The following is a 17,589-nucleotide window of genomic DNA, read 5'->3' as shown; positions in this document are numbered from 1 at the left end:
CGGCGGCCTGGACCCGGCCGGTGAGCGGGCGCGTCTCACCGGCCGCCGTCCGGCGCGCGGTCTCAGGGGTGGGGCTGGTGTGGCACACGACAAAGATGGGATCATGGGATGCCTCGTCCCGCGGTGGAGAAAGGGTCCGCTCCGTGAGTCCGTCCCCCAAGTTCCTCCCGCAGGCGGGATTCCTGTTCTCCGCCGTCGGTGTCGCCGGTGTGGTCCTGCAGATGCTGAAGGTCGTCTACCCGGACGGCGACCCGGCCAAGGCGCGCGAGGTCGCGAAGCTGCTGCGGCAGTTGGCCACGCGGACGGACGTCAGCCTGGAGGACATGGAAGAGATCGCGGGCAGGCTGTGGCGGCCGCCGAACACCGGCGCGGGCCTCGATGCCTTCAGGATCTACTTCAACAAGGAGATCGCGCCCTATCCGCCGATGGTCTCCGCGTACATCCGGGGATTCGCCGACGCGATCGACGACTACGCCGACATGCTGGAGCAGACCCAGCACACGCTCCGCACGATGGCCATGATCCAGTGGATCGAGCTGCTGATGTTCTTCTGCTGGCCGGCGGTCGACAAGAAGGTCCAGGTACTGATCAACTGGGCGATGCGCAAGCGGCAGGCGGGACTGCTGCTCCGGATGTTCGAGCATGCCGTGGGCAAGCGGTTCATCTACGGCGTCGGGGGCGGCCTCGCCTACACGGCCCTCGACCAGGTGATCGTCGACGGGTTCAAGCTGGCGAGGGGCGAGGACATGGGCTCGTGGGACGACCGCGGCAAGTACATGTTGAACAACTTCGCGGCGGCACTGGTCTTCTACCATGTGGATCCGGCCAATCTCCAGTGGATCCGGAACGTGAAGATGCTGCCGCAGAGCATCAGGGAGGCGAAGGTGCTGCCCTCGAACGAGGCGGCGCGGAACGCCGTCCTGTTCCTGACCGGGTCCAGCGTCTTCACCACCACCGCGAACGTGCTCAACAGGCCCGGCGACGTGGTCCACGATCCGGTCAGCCTGCTGCCCACCTGGGAACAGATGATCGCCAAGCTGGGTGTCGCCGCGGGCCAGGACCAGTTCAGGCGCTGGCGCGGCTATTACCCGGCGGCGGCCAGGTAGTCAGTCCTGGTTGAAGCGCCTGACCTCGTCGGCGAACGGGTTCAGGCCGTCCGTCAGCAACCCAGCCATCTGCGTGGTCAGGTCCGCGGTGGCGTCGCCCGCGGCGGCGAGCACCGCCTCCGCCAGCGCGTCGGCGCCGAGCCGCATCGCCCGCGGGTCGATCCGCAGGCTGCCGAGCGCGCCACTCGGCAACACCTCGGCCCGCACCAGGCCATCGGCCGCCTCGCCACGGCCGCGAATGGCATTGAGGCTCTCCTGCAATTCTTCCAGCGGCGCGGTGTCGGCCTGGAATTGGGCGAGAAAGCGGCTCATCTCCTCGTCGAGGAAGGGGGCGCCGTCGTCCGGTGTGGTCATCAGGTCTCCAAGAAACGTCAGGGCTTGAGCTTCCCGTCCGACTCCGAGAACTTCGGCGGGTCGGACACTTTCGGCAGGGATTCGATGACGGCCCAGTTCGCGACGTCGAAGCTCGTCTTCATACCGGCCAGCCTTTCGGCGATCTCCGGATAGACGTCCTTCAGCGCATTGACGTACGTCGATACTTTCCTCAACGCGGTGGAATAGCCCTGCCTGAACGTCTTCGCCGTGTCGTCCGTGCCGGCGAAGTCGCCCAGCGCGGCGATGGCGTCGAGAATCCGGCGGGTGTCCTCCGCCAGGTCGTCGTGCTCGGCGACGAACGCGCCGGCCGCCTTCGTGAAGTCGCTTCCGCGGAAGTCGGTCGGCGGCATGGCCGGGGTTCCATGGCTCGGCAAGGTCGGCGACGGATGGTACGGAGGGGACGGAGGGGACGGATTGTACGGGGGGAAGGTGATGCCGGGGGTGACCGACGGGGAGGCAGAGGGAGCGGGCCACGCCGGAGGCGCTTCGGTCGGCGTCGGTGTGGGGCTCGGAGCTGTGGGGCTCGGCGCGGGCGTGCCGGACGGACTCGGCGTCGTCGGACTCGGTGTGGGGGTGGGGCTCGGGTCCGTCGGGCTCGGCGTGGGCGTGGGGCTCGGGGCCGTCGGACTTGGCGTGGGGGTGGGTGTGCCGGACGGGCTGGGCGTCGTCGGGCTTGGGGTCGGCGTCGGCGACGTCGTGGCCGTGGGTGACGGCGTGGGTGCCGGAGTGGTGTTATCCCCTGAAGACATGACATCCTCCTCGCGGTGCGCCTTGTCGCGTCGGCGCAGCACACTGACCGCCTTCACGGATTGCCGACATTACCTGAAGGGAAAGTGTACTTTGCGGGCGCAGGCGTGCGCTGCCGAAGCCGGCACGAACGCAGCGGCGGCGCGACGGCGGTCACCATGGAGGTCCTGACCGCTACCGTCGTCGCGCCGCCCGCCGGAGCAAAAGCCCGTTTCCGGGAAAATCCCTACAGATGCCGCACAGGCCTCAACTGCTCACCCTGCTCCCGACATTCCCCTCAGAGCTTCTCCAGCGGCGCGTACGCGAGCAGGAGGGTCTTCTCGCCCCCGCTCCCGAAGTCGATCTTGACCTTGGTCTTCTCCGCCTGCCCGTCCACCGACACCACGGTCCCGAGCCCGAACGCGTCGTGCGACACCCGGTCGCCGGGGGTCAGCGACGGGACGGCCCGGCCGCCCTTCTTCGGCGTGGCGGGCGCGGCCGGCTCACGGCGCGTCGCCGCGCTCCAGGCCGTCTTCTCCGGCGGCGTCCGCCAGTCGATGAGCTGTCCCGGCACCTCGCTGACGAACCGCGACGCCGGGTTGAACGACGGCGCGCCCCACGAGCTGCGCACCGCCGCCCGGGTGAGGTAGAGGCGCTTCTGGGCCCGCGTGATGCCGACGTAGGCCAGCCGGCGCTCCTCCTCCAGCTCCTTCGGCTCGCCCAGCGACCGCACGTGCGGGAAGACGCCGTCCTCCATCGCCGTCAGGAACACGACCGGGAACTCCAGCCCCTTGGCGGTGTGCAGGGTCATCAGCGTCACCACCCCCTGGCCGCCGTCGCCGTCGGGGATCTGGTCGGCGTCGGCCACCAGCGACACCTGCTCCAGGAACTCGACCAGCGTGCCCTCGGGGTTGGCCTCCTCGAACTCGGAGGCGACCGAGATCAGCTCGTTGAGGTTCTCCAGGCGGGACTCGTCCTGCGGGTCCTCCGACGCCTCCAGCTCGGCACGGTAGCCGGTGGCGACCAGCACCTCCTCCGCCAGCGCGGACGGCGGCACGCCCTCGGCCTTGGCGATCAGCTCCTCCAGCATGGCGACGAAGTCGCGCACCGCGTTGAGCGAGCGGGTGGCCATGCCCGGCGCCTCGTCGGCCCGGCGCAGCCCTTCCCAGAACGTGACACGCTCCCGCGCGGCGAACGCCTCGATCATCGCCTCGGCCCGGTCGCCGATGCCGCGCTTGGGCACGTTGAGGATGCGCCGCAGCGACACCACGTCGGCCGGGTTGGCCAGCACCCGCAGGTAGGCCAGCAGGTCCTTGACCTCCTTGCGCTCGTAGAAGCGCACCCCGCCGACCACCTTGTACGGCAGGCCGGTGCGGATGAAGATCTCCTCGAACACCCGGGAGGCCGCGTTGGTGCGGTAGAAGACGGCGACGTCGCCCGCCCTGACGCCCTCCTCGTCGGTGAGCCGGTCGACCTCCTGGGCGACGAACATGGCCTCGTCGTGCTCGTTGTCGGCGACGTAGCCGACGATCTTGGGGCCGTCGCCCTGGTCGGACCAGAGGTTCTTCGGCTTGCGCGACTCGTTGCGGGAGATGACCGCGTTGGCGGCGGCCAGGATGTTCTGGGTGGAGCGGTAGTTCTGCTCCAGCAGGATCGTGCGGGCGTCGGGGTAGTCGCGCTCGAACTCCAGGATGTTGCGGATCGTCGCGCCACGGAAGGCGTAGATCGACTGGTCGGCGTCGCCGACCACGCACAGCTCCGACTGGTCGGCGCCCGACCTGACCAGCTCGCCGTCGGTGGTGCGCAGCTCGGGCCGGCCCACCAGCTCCCTGATCAGGATGTACTGGGCGTGGTTGGTGTCCTGGTACTCGTCCACCAGCACGTGCCTGAACCGCATCCGGTAGTGCTCGGCCACCTCGGGGAAGAGCTGGAAGAGCGTCACCGTGTTCATGATGATGTCGTCGAAGTCCATCGCGCCGGCCTCGGTGAGCTTGAGCTGGTAGCTCTTGTACGCCTGGGCGAGGACCTTCTCGAGGTGGGAGCCCGCCTTGTCGGACGCGGTCTCGTAGTCGATCAGCTCGTTCTTGAAGTTGCTCACCTGCGCCGAGAACGACCGCGGCGGGTAGCGCTTGGGGTCGAGGTCCATCTCGCGGCAGACCATCGCCATGAGCCGCTGCGAGTCGGCCTGGTCGTAGATCGAGAAGCTGGAGGGGAAGCCGAGGCGCTTGGCCTCGCGGCGCAGGATCCGCATGCAGGCGCTGTGGAAGGTCATCACCCACATCGCCTTGGAACGCGGGCCGACCAGCTTGTCGATGCGCTCCTTCATCTCGCGGGCGGCCTTGTTGGTGAAGGTGATCGCGAGGATCTCGCCCGGGTGGACGTCGCGCTCGGCGAGCAGGTAGGCGATGCGGTGGGTGAGCACCCGCGTCTTGCCCGACCCCGCCCCCGCCACGATCAGCAGCGGGCTGCCGTGATGGATCACGGCCTCGCGCTGCTGCGGGTTGAGGCCGTCGAGCAAGGGGTGGTCAACAGAGACGTGGGTCGGCACCCACCTAGGTTATGACTCCCCGCCGACAAACGGCGCCCGGAATGACGGCCCCGGACCGCCGGTTGTCACGGGAGGGGAGATCCTGGGACCGTCGGTCGTACGGCAGGATCGGCCCCGCGGTGGTCACGCGGGTGATCCGCCGTGCGGGAGAGATCGGAACGGGAGAGGACGACCATGCTGGCCGAGAGCGAGATCAACCGGGTGCTCACCGTCACGGCGCACCCCGACGACGTCGACTTCGGCGCGGCGGGCACCGTGGCGCTGTTCGGCGACAGGGGCGTCGAGGTGACCTACCTGGTCGTGACGGACGGCGACGCCGGAGGCAACGAGCGGGAGCTGGACAACTCCGGCATGGCGGAGCTGCGCCGGGCCGAGCAGACGGCGGCGGCCAAGGCCGTGGGCGTCACGGACGTGCGCTTCCTCGGCTACTCCGACGGCACCGTGGTCCCGTCGCTGGAGCTCAGGCGCGACATCGCGCGCGTCATCCGCCAGGTACGCCCCGACCTGGTGATCACCCACCACCCCGACCGCAACTACCAGTTCATCGCGCCCAGCCACCCCGACCATCGCGCGGTCGGCGGCTCGGCCCTCGACGCGGTCTACCCGGACGCCCGCAACCCGTACGCGTTCCCCGAGCTGCTGACGGAGGAGGGGCTGGAGGCATGGACCGTGCGCGAGGTGTGGCTGACGGGCGGCTCGACGCCGGACCACTGGGTGGACGTGACGGACGCCATCGACCGCAAGCTGACGGCGCTCCAGTCGCACGTCAGCCAGGTGGCGCACGTGGAGGGCTTCACCGACTTCGTCAAGGAACGCTTCGCCTCGTGGGGGAAGCGGGCCGGCTTCGGCGAGGGCCGCTACGCGGAGGGCTTCCAGGTCGTACAGACGGCCTGACGCTCACGGCCCCGCCCCGGGCGGGAGCCATGGGCACGCTGGATCTTCACGGCGCGGACCGGCACCGTGAGCCGGCTACGACACGGACCCGGGCGGCACGACCCAGAGCGACGGCTGCCCGGTGACCTCCGCGATGATGTCGAAGTCCCGGTCGTAATGCAGGATCGTGGCGTTGTGCACTTCGGCACAGGCCGCGATCAGCAGGTCGTTCGGACTGACGCCGCGGTGCTGCCCTTTCGTCACGAGATCTTTCTGCACGGCACGCGCACGCTTCTGCACCTGCTCGTCGACCGGCAGCATGATGCACTGCCGCTGGGCACGGACGATGCGCTGGTAGTGGGCATTGTTCCGGGCGCTGTAGAAGACCTCGAGATCGATGATGGTGCACGTGGCGATGACTCGTGCGACGAAGAGCGGGTGCAGCGCCTTGGCGATCACCTCACTGGTGCGAATGCGCGCCAAGGCGCTCTTGTCCAGGAGGTACATCACTCCGGTCGCCGAGACGCACCCTTCATGATCTCCGGATCCAGCAGGTCCGGACTCCCCTCCGTGCGCCAGAACTCGAACGCTTCGATGGCGCTGGCTCTTTCCTCGTCCTGTTCGAGCACCGACCGCAGGGCCGTGTGGACGGTCTCTTTCATGGTCGTCGCGCCCAGCCGTCGCTGGGCGGCTTCCAGGAGTTCCTTGTCGATATCGATCACCGTACGCAAGGGACCTCACCTCCGCTACCTCCAGGGTATATCACAGATCGTGATCTTGATATACGCACTTACCGTGAGAGCGCAGGCACGGAAAGGCATCACGGAGACGCTAGGGCATTGCGGCCGGGCGTTTCAGCACCCCTGTGACACCGGTGGAGGATTCTCACCCCTCGGGTGAAATCGCTGATCGGCGCCGCCCTGCGAGGCGGGCGAACAGGTAACCCAGGGAGTTGGTCGCCGTGTGCAGCATGGACGGCGCCAGCAGACCGGCCCGGCGGCGCAGCTCGCAGAACAGCACTCCGGCGACGCCCGTCGACACCACGCTGCCCGCCACCACCCGCGCCGTGTCGAGCCGCCCCGGCCGCTCCCCCGCCGTGAGGGCGCCGAGGGCCGGGTTGGCGCGGGCCATGTCGATCGCGGGCAGCACGTGCCAGAGCCCGAACAGCGCCGACGAGACCGCCGTGGCCACCGCCGTGCCGTGGTCGCGGCGGAGCATGCCGTACAGGGCGCCCCTGAACCCGGCCTCCTCCAGCAGCACCGTGCCGACCGGCACCTGGAGCAGGGCCTCCTCCAGGGCGCGGGCCGGCGTGAGCGACAGGGCCCGCTCGTCCTGGAACAGCGGCCTGGTGCGGGGGACGGCGACGCCGGCCGTGTAGACGACCGCCACGCCCGCGGCCAGGACGGCCCCGGTCAGGGCGCCCCGGCGCGGATGCTCGAACCCCAGCTCGGCCCAGGACGCCCCGGACCGGCGCGCCATCGCGACCAGCGCGGCGGTGGCGACGGCGGAGGTCAGGGGCGCCAGGCGGGGGGCGACCCGGTTGTTCAGCACGTTGGCCGCGGCCAGCACGGCGATCGACGCGATCAGCACCCCTGCAGGCTACGTCCCGCCCGCGGTGTCAGGCGGTGGCGCGGTGTCAGGCAGCGCGGTGTCAGGCAGTGGCGCGGGTGCGCCAGCCGGCGGGGAAGCGGGAGCGGCGGCGCTCCTGGGGGGTGAGACCGCCCCAGATGCCCTCCGTCTCCCCCGCCCGTATGGCGTAGGCCCGGCACTCGGACATGACCTCGCAGCGGGCGCACACGTCCTTGGCGCGTCGCTCCTGGGCGGCTGAGGGCGCCGGCGGGAAGAAGAGCTCAGGATCGCTGGATCTGCAGGCGCCCCCGCGCAGCCAGCCGGTCTCCTCCAATGGCATGGCGCCCACGGTATGCCGCGTACATGATCGACCGCATCATCCTGTGGGTTGACCTTCGCCTACATCCTCAGCAGGCGTCGACGCCCCGGTTGTACCCCGTCGCGAAGGAGCGCTGGCGTTGCGCGGCCGTGCCGTGGGCGGCCGGGTCGAGCCAGTCGTCGGTCGGGTCACCCGCCGCCTCCAGGTTGAGCAGCAGCTCGTCCTCGTCGCCGGGCTCGGCGCGCAGCGCGCCCGAGGAGACCAGGCCCGACAGGGTGCCGCCCGCGTAGCAGTCGGCCTGGAGCTCCGCCTGGATGTTGAGCCGGAAGCTGGACTGGAGCTGGGCCTGCACCGCGTGCCCGAACTCGTGCGGGATGATCAGGTACACCGACCCGTCGCCCATGTCGTTCCAGAGTCCCCTCAGCCAGTCCTGGTCGTAGGCGATGAAGTGGCCGTCCGGGCAGTAGAACGCGTTCTGCGGTACGGCGGGCTCCCCGGCGCAGCTCGGCCCGGACCGCCCCGAGTACGGGATGAAGCGGGTGATGGGCTGGTAGGTGCGGCCGGCGGCGGCGAACCGCTGCTGCCAGAACGACTCCGTCAAGGACCGGGCCGCCCGCACGTCGCTCTCGAAGCTGTCGTCGCCCTGGACGTTCCGCGACGGCGCGCCCGCCGACCCGCACGCGCAGACCAGTCCGCAGGACAGCAGGAGCGCGAGGGCGAGCGCGAATGGGCGTGTCACGCGGTCCCACTTCCCACGCGGGCACGGGTTCATCCGCGGTGCCGCATCCCGCTCGCTCGCGGTCAGACTTCCCACGTGTGCACGGGCTCGTTCGCGTGCATGTGCTCGGTGTACTCCAGCGTCATCCGCCGCAGCGCCTCGTGCCTGTCACCGCCCAGCGCGCGGACCTTGTCCACCTGCCAGCTCGCCCCGGTGCGCCCGGTCAGGCAGCGCGCCTCGATGATCCCGAGCATCCGGTCGGCGACGGCCGTGTCCACGCCCCGCGCGGCGAGCCCCTCGTACGCCATCGGGAGCAGGCGGCGCAGGATCAGCTCGCTCGCGGGCACCTCGCCCAGTCCAGGCCAGTACAGGCGGGCTTCCAGGCCGTTCCGGGCGGCGGCGTTGAGGTTCTCCTCGGCGGCGTCGAAGGACATCCGGCTCCAGACGGGCCGCTCGATGTACGGCAGGACGCGCATGAGGCCGTAGTAGAACGCGGCGTTGGCGGCGATGTCGGCCACGGACGGGCCGGCGGGCAGCACGCGGTTCTCGACACGCAGGTGCGGACGGCCGTCGACCACCGCGTACACCGGCCGGTTCCAGCGGTAGACGGTGCCGTTGTGCAGGGTCAGCTCGGACAGCTCGGGGATGCGGCCCTGCGCCAGCACCTCCTTGGGGTCCTCCGGCTCGCACAGCGGCAGCAGCGCCGGGAAGTAACGGACGTTCTCCTCGAACAGGTCGAAGACGCTGGTGATCCACCGCTCGCCGAACCACACGCGCGGGCGTACGCCCTGTGTCTTCAGCTCGGCCGGCCGGGTGTCCGTCGCCTGCTCGAACAGGGTGATCCTGGTCTCGCGGTGCAGCTCCTTGCCGAACAGGTACGGCGAGTTGGCGGCGACCGCGACCTGTGCCCCGGCGATGGCCTGGGCGGCGTTCCAGTGGGCGGCGAACGCCTCGGGGCTGACCTGGAGGTGGAGCTGCACGCTGGTGCAGGCGGCCTCGGGCGTGATGCTGTCGGCGTGCGTGTCCAGGGTCTCGGCGCCCTGGATGAACAGGTGCAGGTCCTCGCCCCGGGCGGCGAAGATCTGCTCGTTGAGCAGCCGGTAGCGGGGGTTGGCCGACAGCGTGCCCTCGCCGACGTCCCGCTCACGCAGCGTGGGCAGGATGCCGATCAGGACGAGGTGGCCGCCTTGCGAGCGGGCGCGCTCCTCGGCGTGGTTGAGGCGGGCGCGGACGTCGTCCTCCAACGTGGCCGCGCCGTCGCCGGCCAGGTCCTGGGGCTCGATGTTGATCTCGATGTTGAACTGGCCCAGCTCAGTGGCCCAGTCGGGCCGCTGGATGGCTTCGAGCACGGCGGCGTTGCACATGGCGGGCTCGCCGTCCGCGTCGACGAGATTGAGCTCGATCTCCAGGCCGGCCAGCGGCCGATCGTCCTCGAAACGGGAGTCGCCGAGCATCTGGGCCAAGACGTCAAGGCATCGTCGTACCTTTTCGCGATATTGCCGCCTGTCGTTTCGACTGAAAACGACGACTGGCACATCCCTCCCCATATACCGAAATTTCCCCAACGCTGCCCTTTTAGGCCAGAAATCCTGGACTTAAGAGAGGAATCAAACGAGGCGGCGAGCGGTGGCCCAGCGGGACAGCTCGTGCCGGTTGGACAGCTGCAGCTTGCGCAGCACCGACGACACGTGCGTCTCCACCGTCTTCACCGAGATGAACAGCTCCTTCGCGATCTCCTTGTACGCGTAGCCGCGCGCGATCAGCCGCAGCACCTCGCGCTCCCGCTGCGTCAGCGAGTCGAGCTCCGGGTCGATCGACGGCGCCTCCGACGAGGCGAACGCGTCCAGCACGAACCCCGCGAGCCGCGGCGAGAACACCGCGTCGCCGTCGGCCACCCGGCGGATCGCGTCGGTCAGCTCCCGGCCGCTGATGTTCTTGGTGACGTAGCCGCGCGCGCCGCCCCGGATCACGCCGATCACGTCCTCGGCCGCGTCCGACACCGACAGCGCGAGGAAGCGCACCTGCGAGCCCGAGCCGAGCACCCGGCGCAGCACCTCCTGGCCGCCGCCGCCCGGCATGTGCACGTCGAGCAGGACCACGTCGGGCTGGAGCTCGGCGATGGCCTTCACCGCCGTCTCGACGTCCTCGGCCTCGCCGACCACCTGGATCGAGTCGCCCAGCTCGGCCCGCACCCCCGACCGGAACAGCCGGTGGTCGTCCACGATCAGTACGCGCGTCATCCGTCCACCCTCAGTCAATCCTCCGCGAGCCAAACTGCTTCAGTCCTTCGCGAGCCGACCCGCTTCAGTCCTTCGCGAGCCGACCCGCTTCAGTCCTTCGCGAGCCGACCCGCTTCAGTCCTTCGCGACCTTCATCGTCAGCATCACTTCCGTCCCCTCACCGGGCTCGGTGCGCACCCTGGCGGAACCGCCATGGCGCTCCATCCTCCCGATGATGGACTCCCTGATGCCCATCCTGTCGAGGGGGATCGCGTCCAGATCGAACCCCTTGCCGCGATCCTTCACGAAAATCGTGGCCTCGTCACCCTCGACTTCTGCGTACACCGAGATGGTAGGGCTTCCGGAGTACTTGGCCGCGTTGACCATCGCCTGCCGCGACGCCTTCAGCATGGCGGCGAGCCTGCCGCCCGCGTCGAGTTCCATGTCGCCGACGCAGACGACCTCGATGGCCACGCCGTGGGCGTCCTCCTCCTCGGCGGCGATCCGGCGGACGGCCGCGGCCAGCGTGGCGTCCGCGTCCTGCGCCGGCTGGTAGAGCCAGTTGCGCAGGTCGCGCTCCTGCGACCGGGCCAGGCGCACCACCTCGCGCTGGTCGTGCGCGACCCGCTGGATCAGCGTCAGCGTGTGCAGCACCGAGTCGTGGACCATCGCGGCCACCTCGGCCCGCTCCTCCTGGCGGATGCGCTCACGCCGTTCGAGCTGGAGCTCCTTCCACAGGCCCGCGAGCCACGGCGCGGCGATCACGGCGAGCCCGCCGACCACGACGCCGGTGAACAGCAGCCCCGGCCGCGCCTCGGCCAGCCTGCCCTCGACGGCCAGGAAACCCACCGCGCCGCCGACCACGAGCGCCACACCGAGCAGCGTCCGCACCCGGTTGCCGCGGATGCTCTTCGTGGCCCCGCTCACCCAGCCCTTGCGCCGCTCCGGGTCCGCCTGCTGCCACAGGATGAGCGCGCCGATGCCGCCCACCGCGAACGGCAGCATGCCGATGCCGCCCTTGGACGCGCCGCTCAGCCAGCCGAACGCGAGCAGCGCCACACCGATCGCGCTGAACGCGGCGAGCTGGCTCCAGTCGCGGGCCGGGGGCGGCCCCTCGTACGGCTCGCGCGGCGCGATCATCCAGAGCACCGCGTAGGCCACTCCGCCGACCCCGCCCACCACGGTCAGCAGCACGAACGTCAGCCGGATCACGACCGGGTCCAGCTTCAGCTGCGCGGCGAGCCCCTGCGCCACACCTCCGAGGAGGCGGCCCTCCATGGGCCGCGTCATCCGGCGGTAGGGCGCATCGCCACCGGGCTCGGCAAGAGTCTTCTGGTCAGCCATAACACCGTCATCGTCACACGGAGCGGGCGAAAGAGGCATCAGGGAACGACCCCCGGGTCCCGTCAGGGGTGTCCCGGATGCGGCGCGCCACGCCCCGGGCCACGATGGTGTCATGACAGAGGCACCGCCGAAGGCACCCGCCGCGCCTCCCCGCGAGCTGCGCCGCAGCTCCGAGGGACGCTTCCTGCTGGGCATCTGCGCCGGACTGGGGCGGCAGACGGGGATCGACCCCGTGGTGTTCCGCGTGGCGTTCGTGGTGCTGCTGTTCGGCTCGGGCATCGGCATGTTCCTCTACATCGCGGCGTTCCTGCTCATGAAGGAGCCGAACGGCCGGCCGGGCTACATCGAGCAGTGGACCCGCCGAGACTTCGACGCCGACACCGTGATGGCGCTGCTGACGGCGGTGCTCGGGTTCGGCCTGGCGATCAACCTGACGACGGTCTGGCTCGACACCGGCACGCTCGTGGTGGGGCTGCTGCTCGCGATCTCGCTCCTCGCGGCGCACTCCAGGGGCGTGGACCTGCTCGGGCTGCTCCGCTCGATGCCGGAGCGCCTCAAGCGCCGCCCGAAGCCGAACGCCTATCCGCCGCCGCCGGTCTACCCGCCCGCCCCGCCCGCCGCCCACCCGTTCCCCTCGGGGACGCCCACGCAGGGCGTTCCCCGTACGTACGCCCAGGGAGCGGCGAGCGCGTACACCCGGGAGACGCCCGCGCCGCAACCGGAGCCGGCGGAGGCCGCGGCCGCGGCCCATCACGAGACGGCGCCCCCCGAGACGGCGCCCCCTGAGACGGCGCCCCCCGAGACGGCGGCGGCCCACGCCGGCCAGGGTCCCGCGGGCGGCACGGGTCCTTCCCCGTCGGGTGAGCCGTTCGCGCCCCGCGGCCCGTACCAGCCGCCGAGCGGCCCCTTCGCCCCGCGCGGCCCGCACCAGGCGACAGGCCCGCGCCGGCCCGAGGGCGCCTACGAGCCACGCCCGCCCGGCGGGACCTACCAGCCACTGGACCCGCGCCGGCGCGCCGGCTACTCCCCCTACGACCCCGTCCTGTACGGCCGGCCCGTGCCGCGGCCGCCCAGGCCGCGGCGGCCCCCGTCGTTCATCGGCCCCATCACCATGCTGCTGGCCTTCGTCATTGGAGGGATCACCGTGGCCGTTCAAGCCCGCTCGGGCACGGCAGTGAGCCCCGCCCTCGTCGGCGGCGCCGTGCTCGTCACGATCGGCGCCGGCCTGCTGGTCGCCGCCTGGTGGGGTCGCGGCGCCGGGCTGGTCGCGGTGGGCACGGGCGTGGCCGTCCTGCTGGCGTTCGGCCTGATGATGGGCGGCGTGCCGCGCAACGTCGGCGACTTCGCGTGGAGGCCTCTCACGGTCGCCGAGACCAGCCGCGGGTACGAGGTGGGGCTGGGCGACGGCAGGCTGGACCTGTCGGAGCTGACGTTGACGCCGGGCACGAGCGTGACCCTGAACGCGAGGGTCTCCATCGGCGAGCTCACCGTGATCGTGCCGCCGGAGGCACGGGTCGAGGTGCACGCGAGCAACAAGGTGGGCGACATCCAGATCGACCAGTCGATCAGAGGCGGCATGGACATCCGCTTCGACAAGGTGCTGGAGCCGGAGACGGCCCCCAAGGGCGCGGTGTCCACCATCGTGCTGAACCTGCGGGGCGGCGTCGGGGACATGGAGGTGCGCCGTGCCGCGTGAGCGTGAGCCGGGCCAGGAGATGGAGCCGGCGCGTCGGACCCACCGTACGGACTGGATGGCGCTGCTCAGCGGCATGCTGTTCGTGGCGCTCGGCGCGCTGGTGCTGACGGGCTCGCTGAAGGACCCGCTGGCGCTGGTGGGGCTGGTCGTGGTGGGGCTGGGCTTCTCGGGCCTGGTCGCCGTGGTCGCCCGAGTGGTGCGGGGCCGCTGAGCGTCCGGGGGACGTGACGGGTGATGCGGGGTAGAGAAACCCTTGACCGGTAAAAACCCCGGCGTAATTTGGCATTTATCCGTTTATTCCCCCTTGCTGCGAGGGAGGACGTATGCCCCGCGTCACCATCACCGTCGATGGGGTCAGGTACGAGGAGGACGTCGAGCCGCGGCTCCTCCTCGTTCATCTCCTGCGAGAGCGGCTGGGCAGGACCGGCACCCCCATCGGCTGCGACACCGGCAACTGCGGCGCCTGCACCGTGATGCTGGACGGCAGGACCGCGAAGAGCTGCTCCGTGCTGGCCGTCCAGGCCGACGGCTGCGACGTCGTCACGATCGAGGGACTCGGCTCCGCCGGGTCCATGCACCCGATGCAGCGGGCCTTCCACGAGGAGCACGCGCTGCAGTGCGGCTACTGCACGCCGGGCATGGTCATGGCCGCGATCGACCTCCTCAAGGACGATCCCGACCCCTCGGAGGAGACCATCAGGCACGGCCTGGAGGGCAACCTGTGCCGGTGCACCGGCTACTGCACCATCGTGCGCGCGGTGCGGCGGGGCGCCCAGGAGATGGGGCAGGCGGCGAGGACGTCATGACGGAGCTGGACGCCGGCCTCGTCGGGGAGCGGATCGCGGAGAGCGGGCAGATCTCGGACGGCCGGGCGGAGGGATCGGACGGCGGCCGGGAGTTTGGGCGGGCGCGGCGGCGCAAGGAGGACGCCCGGCTGCTCACCGGGCACACCCGGTGGACCGACAATCTCCGGCAGCCGGGCATGGTCCAGGTGATGTTCCTGCGCAGCCCGATGGCGCATGCCAGGATCACCCGGGTGGACGTGTCGGGCGCGCGTGCCCTGCCGGGGGTGCTGGCGGCCTTCAGCGGCCAGGACTTCGCGGCCGAGCAGGGCAGCCTGCCGTGCGCGTGGCCGGTGAGCGAGGACACCGTGATCCCGGACCACCCGCCGATGGCGGTGTCGGAGGTGCGGTACGCCGGTGAGGCCGTCGCCTGCGTGGTGGCCGTCGACCGTTACCGGGCGGCGGACGCGCTGGAGGCGATCGAGGTGGACTACGAGCCGCTGCCCGCCGTCATGGACATGCACGACGCGCTCCTCTCGGACAGCCCGAAGGTGCACGAGAGCGGCAACAAGGCGTTCAGCGCCAGGATCACCTCAGGCGACGTGGAGGCCGCGTTCCGCGACGCTCCGGTGGTCATCGACCGGACCTACATCCAGCAGCGGCTGATCCCGAGCGCGATGGAGCCCCGCGCGGTGCTCGCGAGCACCGACGGCGACACGTTCACGCTCTGGTCGTCCACGCAGATCCCGCACGTGCTGCGGGTCATGCTGGCGGTCACGACCGGCATCCCGGAGCACCGGCTGCGGGTGATCGCGCCGGACGTGGGCGGCGGGTTCGGCTCGAAGCTCCAGGTCACCGCCGAGGAGGTGCTGTGCCTGCTGCTGACCCGCCGGCTCGGCCGCCCGGTCAAGTGGAGCGAGTCGCGCTCCGAGGGCAACCTGACCGTCCACCACGGCCGTGACCAGATCCAGCACATCCGGCTGGCCGCCGAGGCCGACGGCCGGGTCCGCGGCATCCGGGTGGAGCTGCTGGCCGACATGGGCGCCTACCTCATGCTGGTCACCCCCGGGGTGCCGATGCTGGGCTCGTCGATGTTCAACGGGATCTACAAGATGGACGCCTACGAGTTCGCCTGCACGGGCGTCTTCACCACGAAGATGCCGACCGACGCCTACCGGGGCGCGGGCCGGCCGGAGGCCACGTACGCCATCGAGCGCGTCATGGACGAGCTGGCCGCCGAGCTGGGCATCGACCCGCTGGAGGCGCGGCGGCGCAACTGGATCAGGCACGACGAGTTCCCGTACACCACGGTCTCCGGGCTGACCTACGACTCGGGAAACTACGAGGCGGCCACGGAGCGGGCGACGGCGCTGTTCGGCTACGACAAGCTGCGGGCCGAGCAGGCGGACCGGCGCGACCGGGGCGACCCGGTGCAGCTCGGCATCGGCGTCAGCACCTACACCGAGATGTGCGGCCTGGCGCCGTCGCGCCTGCTCGGCATGGCCAACTACGGCGCCGGCGGCTGGGAGCACGCCTCGGTGCGCATGCTGCCCACCGGCAAGGTCGAGGTCGTCACGGGCACCTCGCCGCACGGGCAGGGGCACGTGACGTCGTGGAGCCAGATCGTGGCCGACGCGCTCGGCGTGCCGTTCGAGGACATCATGGTGCTGCACGGCGACACGGCCGTCTCCCACAAGGGCATGGACACCTACGGCTCGCGGTCCCTGGTCGTCGGCGGCGTGGCGGTGCTCCAGGCGTGCGAGAAGGTCAAGGACAAGGCCCGCAGGCTGGCCGCGCACCTGCTGGAGTGCTCGCCCGACGACCTGGAGTTCGGGGCCGGGGTGTTCAGAGTGCGGGGCACCGGGGCGAGCAGGACCATCCAGGAGCTGGCGTTCGCCGCGTTCACGGCGCACGACCTGCCCGAGGGCGTGGAGGCGCGGCTCGACTCCGACGCGACGTTCGACCCGGACAACTACTCCTTCCCGCACGGCACCCACCTGTGCGCGGTCGAGGTGGACACCGAGACCGGCATGGTGCGGATCCGGTCGTACGTGGCGGTGGACGACGTCGGCAAGGTCGTCAACCCGCTGATCGTCGAGGGCCAGGTCCACGGCGGCATCGCGCAGGGCGTCGCCCAGGCGCTGTTCGAGGAGGCCGTGTACGACGCGGAGGGCAACCTGCTGACCGCGACCATGGCCGACTACCTGCTGCCGTCGGCCGCCGACCTGCCGTCCTTCACGACGGACCGCACCGAGACGCCCGCCACGGGCAACCCGCTGGGCGTCAAGGGCGTGGGCGAGGCCGGCACCATCGCCTCCACGCCGGCGGTGGTCAACGCGGTCGTGGACGCGCTGCGCCCGCGCGGGGTCGACGACGTACAGATGCCCTGCACGCCGGAGCGCGTCTGGCGGGCGACGCGGAGGTCCCGGGGAGGAGCACGGTCATGATCCCTGCGCGGTTCGACTACGTGCGCGCCGGCTCGCTGGAGGAGGCGTGCCGGGCGCTCGCCACCGACGAGGACGCCAAGGTGCTGGCCGGCGGGCAGTCGCTGCTGCCGCTGCTGCGGTTGCGGCTGTCGTACCCGACGACACTGGTCGACGTCGGCCGGCTGCCCGAGCTGTCGGGCGTCGAAGACCGGGGCGACCACGTCCACATCGGCGCGATGACCACGCACGACGAGGTGATGCGCTCGCCCGTGGTCAACACGGCCTGCCCGCTGGTGGCGATGGCCACCGCAACGGTGGCCGACCCCGCCGTGCGGCACCGCGGCACCTTCGGCGGCTCGCTGGCGCACTGCGACCCGGCGGGCGACCTGCCGGCTGTGGTGCTGGCGCTGGACGGGGTGTTCGTGGCCCGGTCGGAGCGGGGCGAGCGGGACATCCCGGCCGCGGAGTTCTTCGTGGACTACCTGGAGTCGTCGCTGCGGCCGGGCGAGATCCTGGCCGGGGTGCGCATCCCGAAGCTCGGCGAGGGCTGGGGCTACCACTACGAGAAGTTCCACCGGACCGCGCAGGCGTGGGCGATCGTCGGCGTGGCCGCGGCCGTCAAGCGCTCGGACGGGGCGATCCAGGAGGCCCGGATCGGCCTGACGAACATGGGCTCGACGCCGGTCCGGGCGCACGCGGTCGAGGCGGCGCTGCGGGGCGTGGAGCTCGGCGACCGGGTACGGCCGGCGTGCGAGGCGGCGGCGGAGGGCACCTCGCCCCCGGCCGACCTGCACGCGCAGCCGGACTACCGCAGGCACCTGGCCAAGGTGCTGACCCACCGCGCGGTCGGCAAGGCCGCCGGGGCGCCCTGACGCGGGCGGGCGTCCC

General features: G+C 71.1%; 18 protein-coding genes. 7 read left to right on the top strand and 11 right to left on the bottom strand.

The features are described from left to right. Positions 1-143: 143 nt before the first annotated feature. Positions 144-1,106 carry a hypothetical protein gene (locus tag AB0H64_RS16970; RefSeq protein ID WP_357624837.1) on the top strand — a complete coding sequence of 321 codons (963 nt, stop codon included), beginning with the start codon at positions 144-146 and terminating at the stop codon, positions 1,104-1,106. On the opposite strand, the gene AB0H64_RS16965 is transcribed toward AB0H64_RS16970, so the two are convergent. The 3 genes from AB0H64_RS16965 to pcrA all read right to left on the bottom strand — a co-directional run bounded on the left by AB0H64_RS16965 (position 1,107) and on the right by pcrA (position 4,725). Then, the gene (locus AB0H64_RS16965) at positions 1,107-1,460 is read right to left on the bottom strand and encodes a YbaB/EbfC family nucleoid-associated protein (protein WP_357624834.1); all 354 of its coding nucleotides are present in this window, start codon (positions 1,458-1,460) and stop codon (positions 1,107-1,109) included. A 17-nt stretch (positions 1,461-1,477) separates the two neighbouring features. Continuing rightward, positions 1,478-1,831: a hypothetical protein gene (locus AB0H64_RS16960; protein ID WP_357624831.1), complete on the bottom strand. Its 354-nt coding sequence runs from the start codon at positions 1,829-1,831 to the stop codon at positions 1,478-1,480. A 674-nt stretch (positions 1,832-2,505) separates the two neighbouring features. Further along, the gene (gene pcrA / locus AB0H64_RS16955; protein WP_357625108.1) at positions 2,506-4,725 is read right to left on the bottom strand and encodes a DNA helicase PcrA; all 2,220 of its coding nucleotides are present in this window, start codon (positions 4,723-4,725) and stop codon (positions 2,506-2,508) included. Positions 4,726-4,929: 204 nt separating this feature from the next. On the opposite strand from pcrA, the gene AB0H64_RS16950 reads away from it, so the two are divergent. Next, positions 4,930-5,649: a PIG-L deacetylase family protein gene (locus AB0H64_RS16950; RefSeq protein ID WP_357625105.1), complete on the top strand. Its 720-nt coding sequence runs from the start codon at positions 4,930-4,932 to the stop codon at positions 5,647-5,649. Between the two features lie 75 nt (positions 5,650-5,724). Here AB0H64_RS16950 and AB0H64_RS16945 read toward each other — a convergent pair whose 3' ends face one another. The 8 genes from AB0H64_RS16945 to AB0H64_RS16910 form a co-directional block, all read right to left on the bottom strand. Continuing rightward, the gene (locus AB0H64_RS16945) at positions 5,725-6,135 is read right to left on the bottom strand and encodes a PIN domain nuclease (protein WP_357624829.1); all 411 of its coding nucleotides are present in this window, start codon (positions 6,133-6,135) and stop codon (positions 5,725-5,727) included. After that, positions 6,135-6,350, bottom strand: a complete 216-nt coding sequence (locus AB0H64_RS16940) for a type II toxin-antitoxin system VapB family antitoxin (RefSeq protein WP_357625103.1) — start codon at positions 6,348-6,350, stop codon at positions 6,135-6,137. The genes AB0H64_RS16945 and AB0H64_RS16940 overlap by 1 nt, the downstream gene beginning before the upstream one ends. Positions 6,351-6,513: 163 nt before the next feature. Further along, the gene (locus AB0H64_RS16935; RefSeq protein ID WP_357624826.1) at positions 6,514-7,218 is read right to left on the bottom strand and encodes a CPBP family intramembrane glutamic endopeptidase; all 705 of its coding nucleotides are present in this window, start codon (positions 7,216-7,218) and stop codon (positions 6,514-6,516) included. 61 nt (positions 7,219-7,279) lie between these two features. Then, entirely contained in the window at positions 7,280-7,537 is a 258-nt protein-coding gene (locus AB0H64_RS16930) for a WhiB family transcriptional regulator (RefSeq protein ID WP_357624823.1), read from the bottom strand. Positions 7,538-7,604: 67 nt separating this feature from the next. Then, complete coding sequence (locus AB0H64_RS16925) at positions 7,605-8,255, bottom strand: neutral zinc metallopeptidase (protein ID WP_357624821.1); 651 nt, start codon at positions 8,253-8,255, stop codon at positions 7,605-7,607. A 62-nt stretch (positions 8,256-8,317) separates the two neighbouring features. Further along, on the bottom strand, positions 8,318-9,688 hold the full coding sequence (locus AB0H64_RS16920) for a glutamate--cysteine ligase (protein WP_357625100.1): 1,371 nt from the start codon (positions 9,686-9,688) through the stop codon (positions 8,318-8,320). Positions 9,689-9,841: 153 nt separating this feature from the next. Beyond that, positions 9,842-10,474 (bottom strand): response regulator transcription factor, encoded by a 633-nt coding sequence (locus AB0H64_RS16915; RefSeq protein ID WP_253768218.1) that lies wholly within the window; start codon positions 10,472-10,474, stop codon positions 9,842-9,844. Between the two features lie 114 nt (positions 10,475-10,588). Then, on the bottom strand, positions 10,589-11,797 hold the full coding sequence (locus AB0H64_RS16910; RefSeq protein ID WP_357624818.1) for a PspC domain-containing protein: 1,209 nt from the start codon (positions 11,795-11,797) through the stop codon (positions 10,589-10,591). A 112-nt stretch (positions 11,798-11,909) separates the two neighbouring features. Here AB0H64_RS16910 and AB0H64_RS16905 point away from each other — a divergent pair, with 112 nt between their 5' ends. The 5 genes from AB0H64_RS16905 (at position 11,910) to AB0H64_RS16885 (ending at position 17,573) form a co-directional block, all read left to right on the top strand. Beyond that, positions 11,910-13,493 carry a PspC domain-containing protein gene (locus tag AB0H64_RS16905; protein WP_357624815.1) on the top strand — a complete coding sequence of 528 codons (1,584 nt, stop codon included), beginning with the start codon at positions 11,910-11,912 and terminating at the stop codon, positions 13,491-13,493. Further along, positions 13,483-13,704: a hypothetical protein gene (locus AB0H64_RS16900; protein ID WP_357624813.1), complete on the top strand. Its 222-nt coding sequence runs from the start codon at positions 13,483-13,485 to the stop codon at positions 13,702-13,704. Before AB0H64_RS16905 ends, AB0H64_RS16900 begins: the two co-directional genes overlap by 11 nt. Before the next feature lie 112 nt (positions 13,705-13,816). After that, positions 13,817-14,299, top strand: coding sequence for a (2Fe-2S)-binding protein (locus AB0H64_RS16895; RefSeq protein ID WP_357624810.1), 483 nt, complete (start codon positions 13,817-13,819; stop codon positions 14,297-14,299). Then, positions 14,296-16,722, top strand: a complete 2,427-nt coding sequence (locus AB0H64_RS16890) for a xanthine dehydrogenase family protein molybdopterin-binding subunit (RefSeq protein ID WP_357624808.1) — start codon at positions 14,296-14,298, stop codon at positions 16,720-16,722. Before AB0H64_RS16895 ends, AB0H64_RS16890 begins: the two co-directional genes overlap by 4 nt. Continuing rightward, positions 16,719-17,573, top strand: coding sequence for a xanthine dehydrogenase family protein subunit M (locus tag AB0H64_RS16885; protein ID WP_357624806.1), 855 nt, complete (start codon positions 16,719-16,721; stop codon positions 17,571-17,573). Before AB0H64_RS16890 ends, AB0H64_RS16885 begins: the two co-directional genes overlap by 4 nt. Positions 17,574-17,589: the final 16 nt, after the last annotated feature.

Origin of the sequence: Nonomuraea sp. NPDC050733 (assembly GCF_040654215.1) — a bacterium.
Lineage (GTDB): Bacteria > Actinomycetota > Actinomycetes > Streptosporangiales > Streptosporangiaceae > Nonomuraea.
The sequence above is the reverse complement of the archived record's forward strand: the minus strand, read 5'-3'. Positions and strand labels throughout refer to the sequence as shown.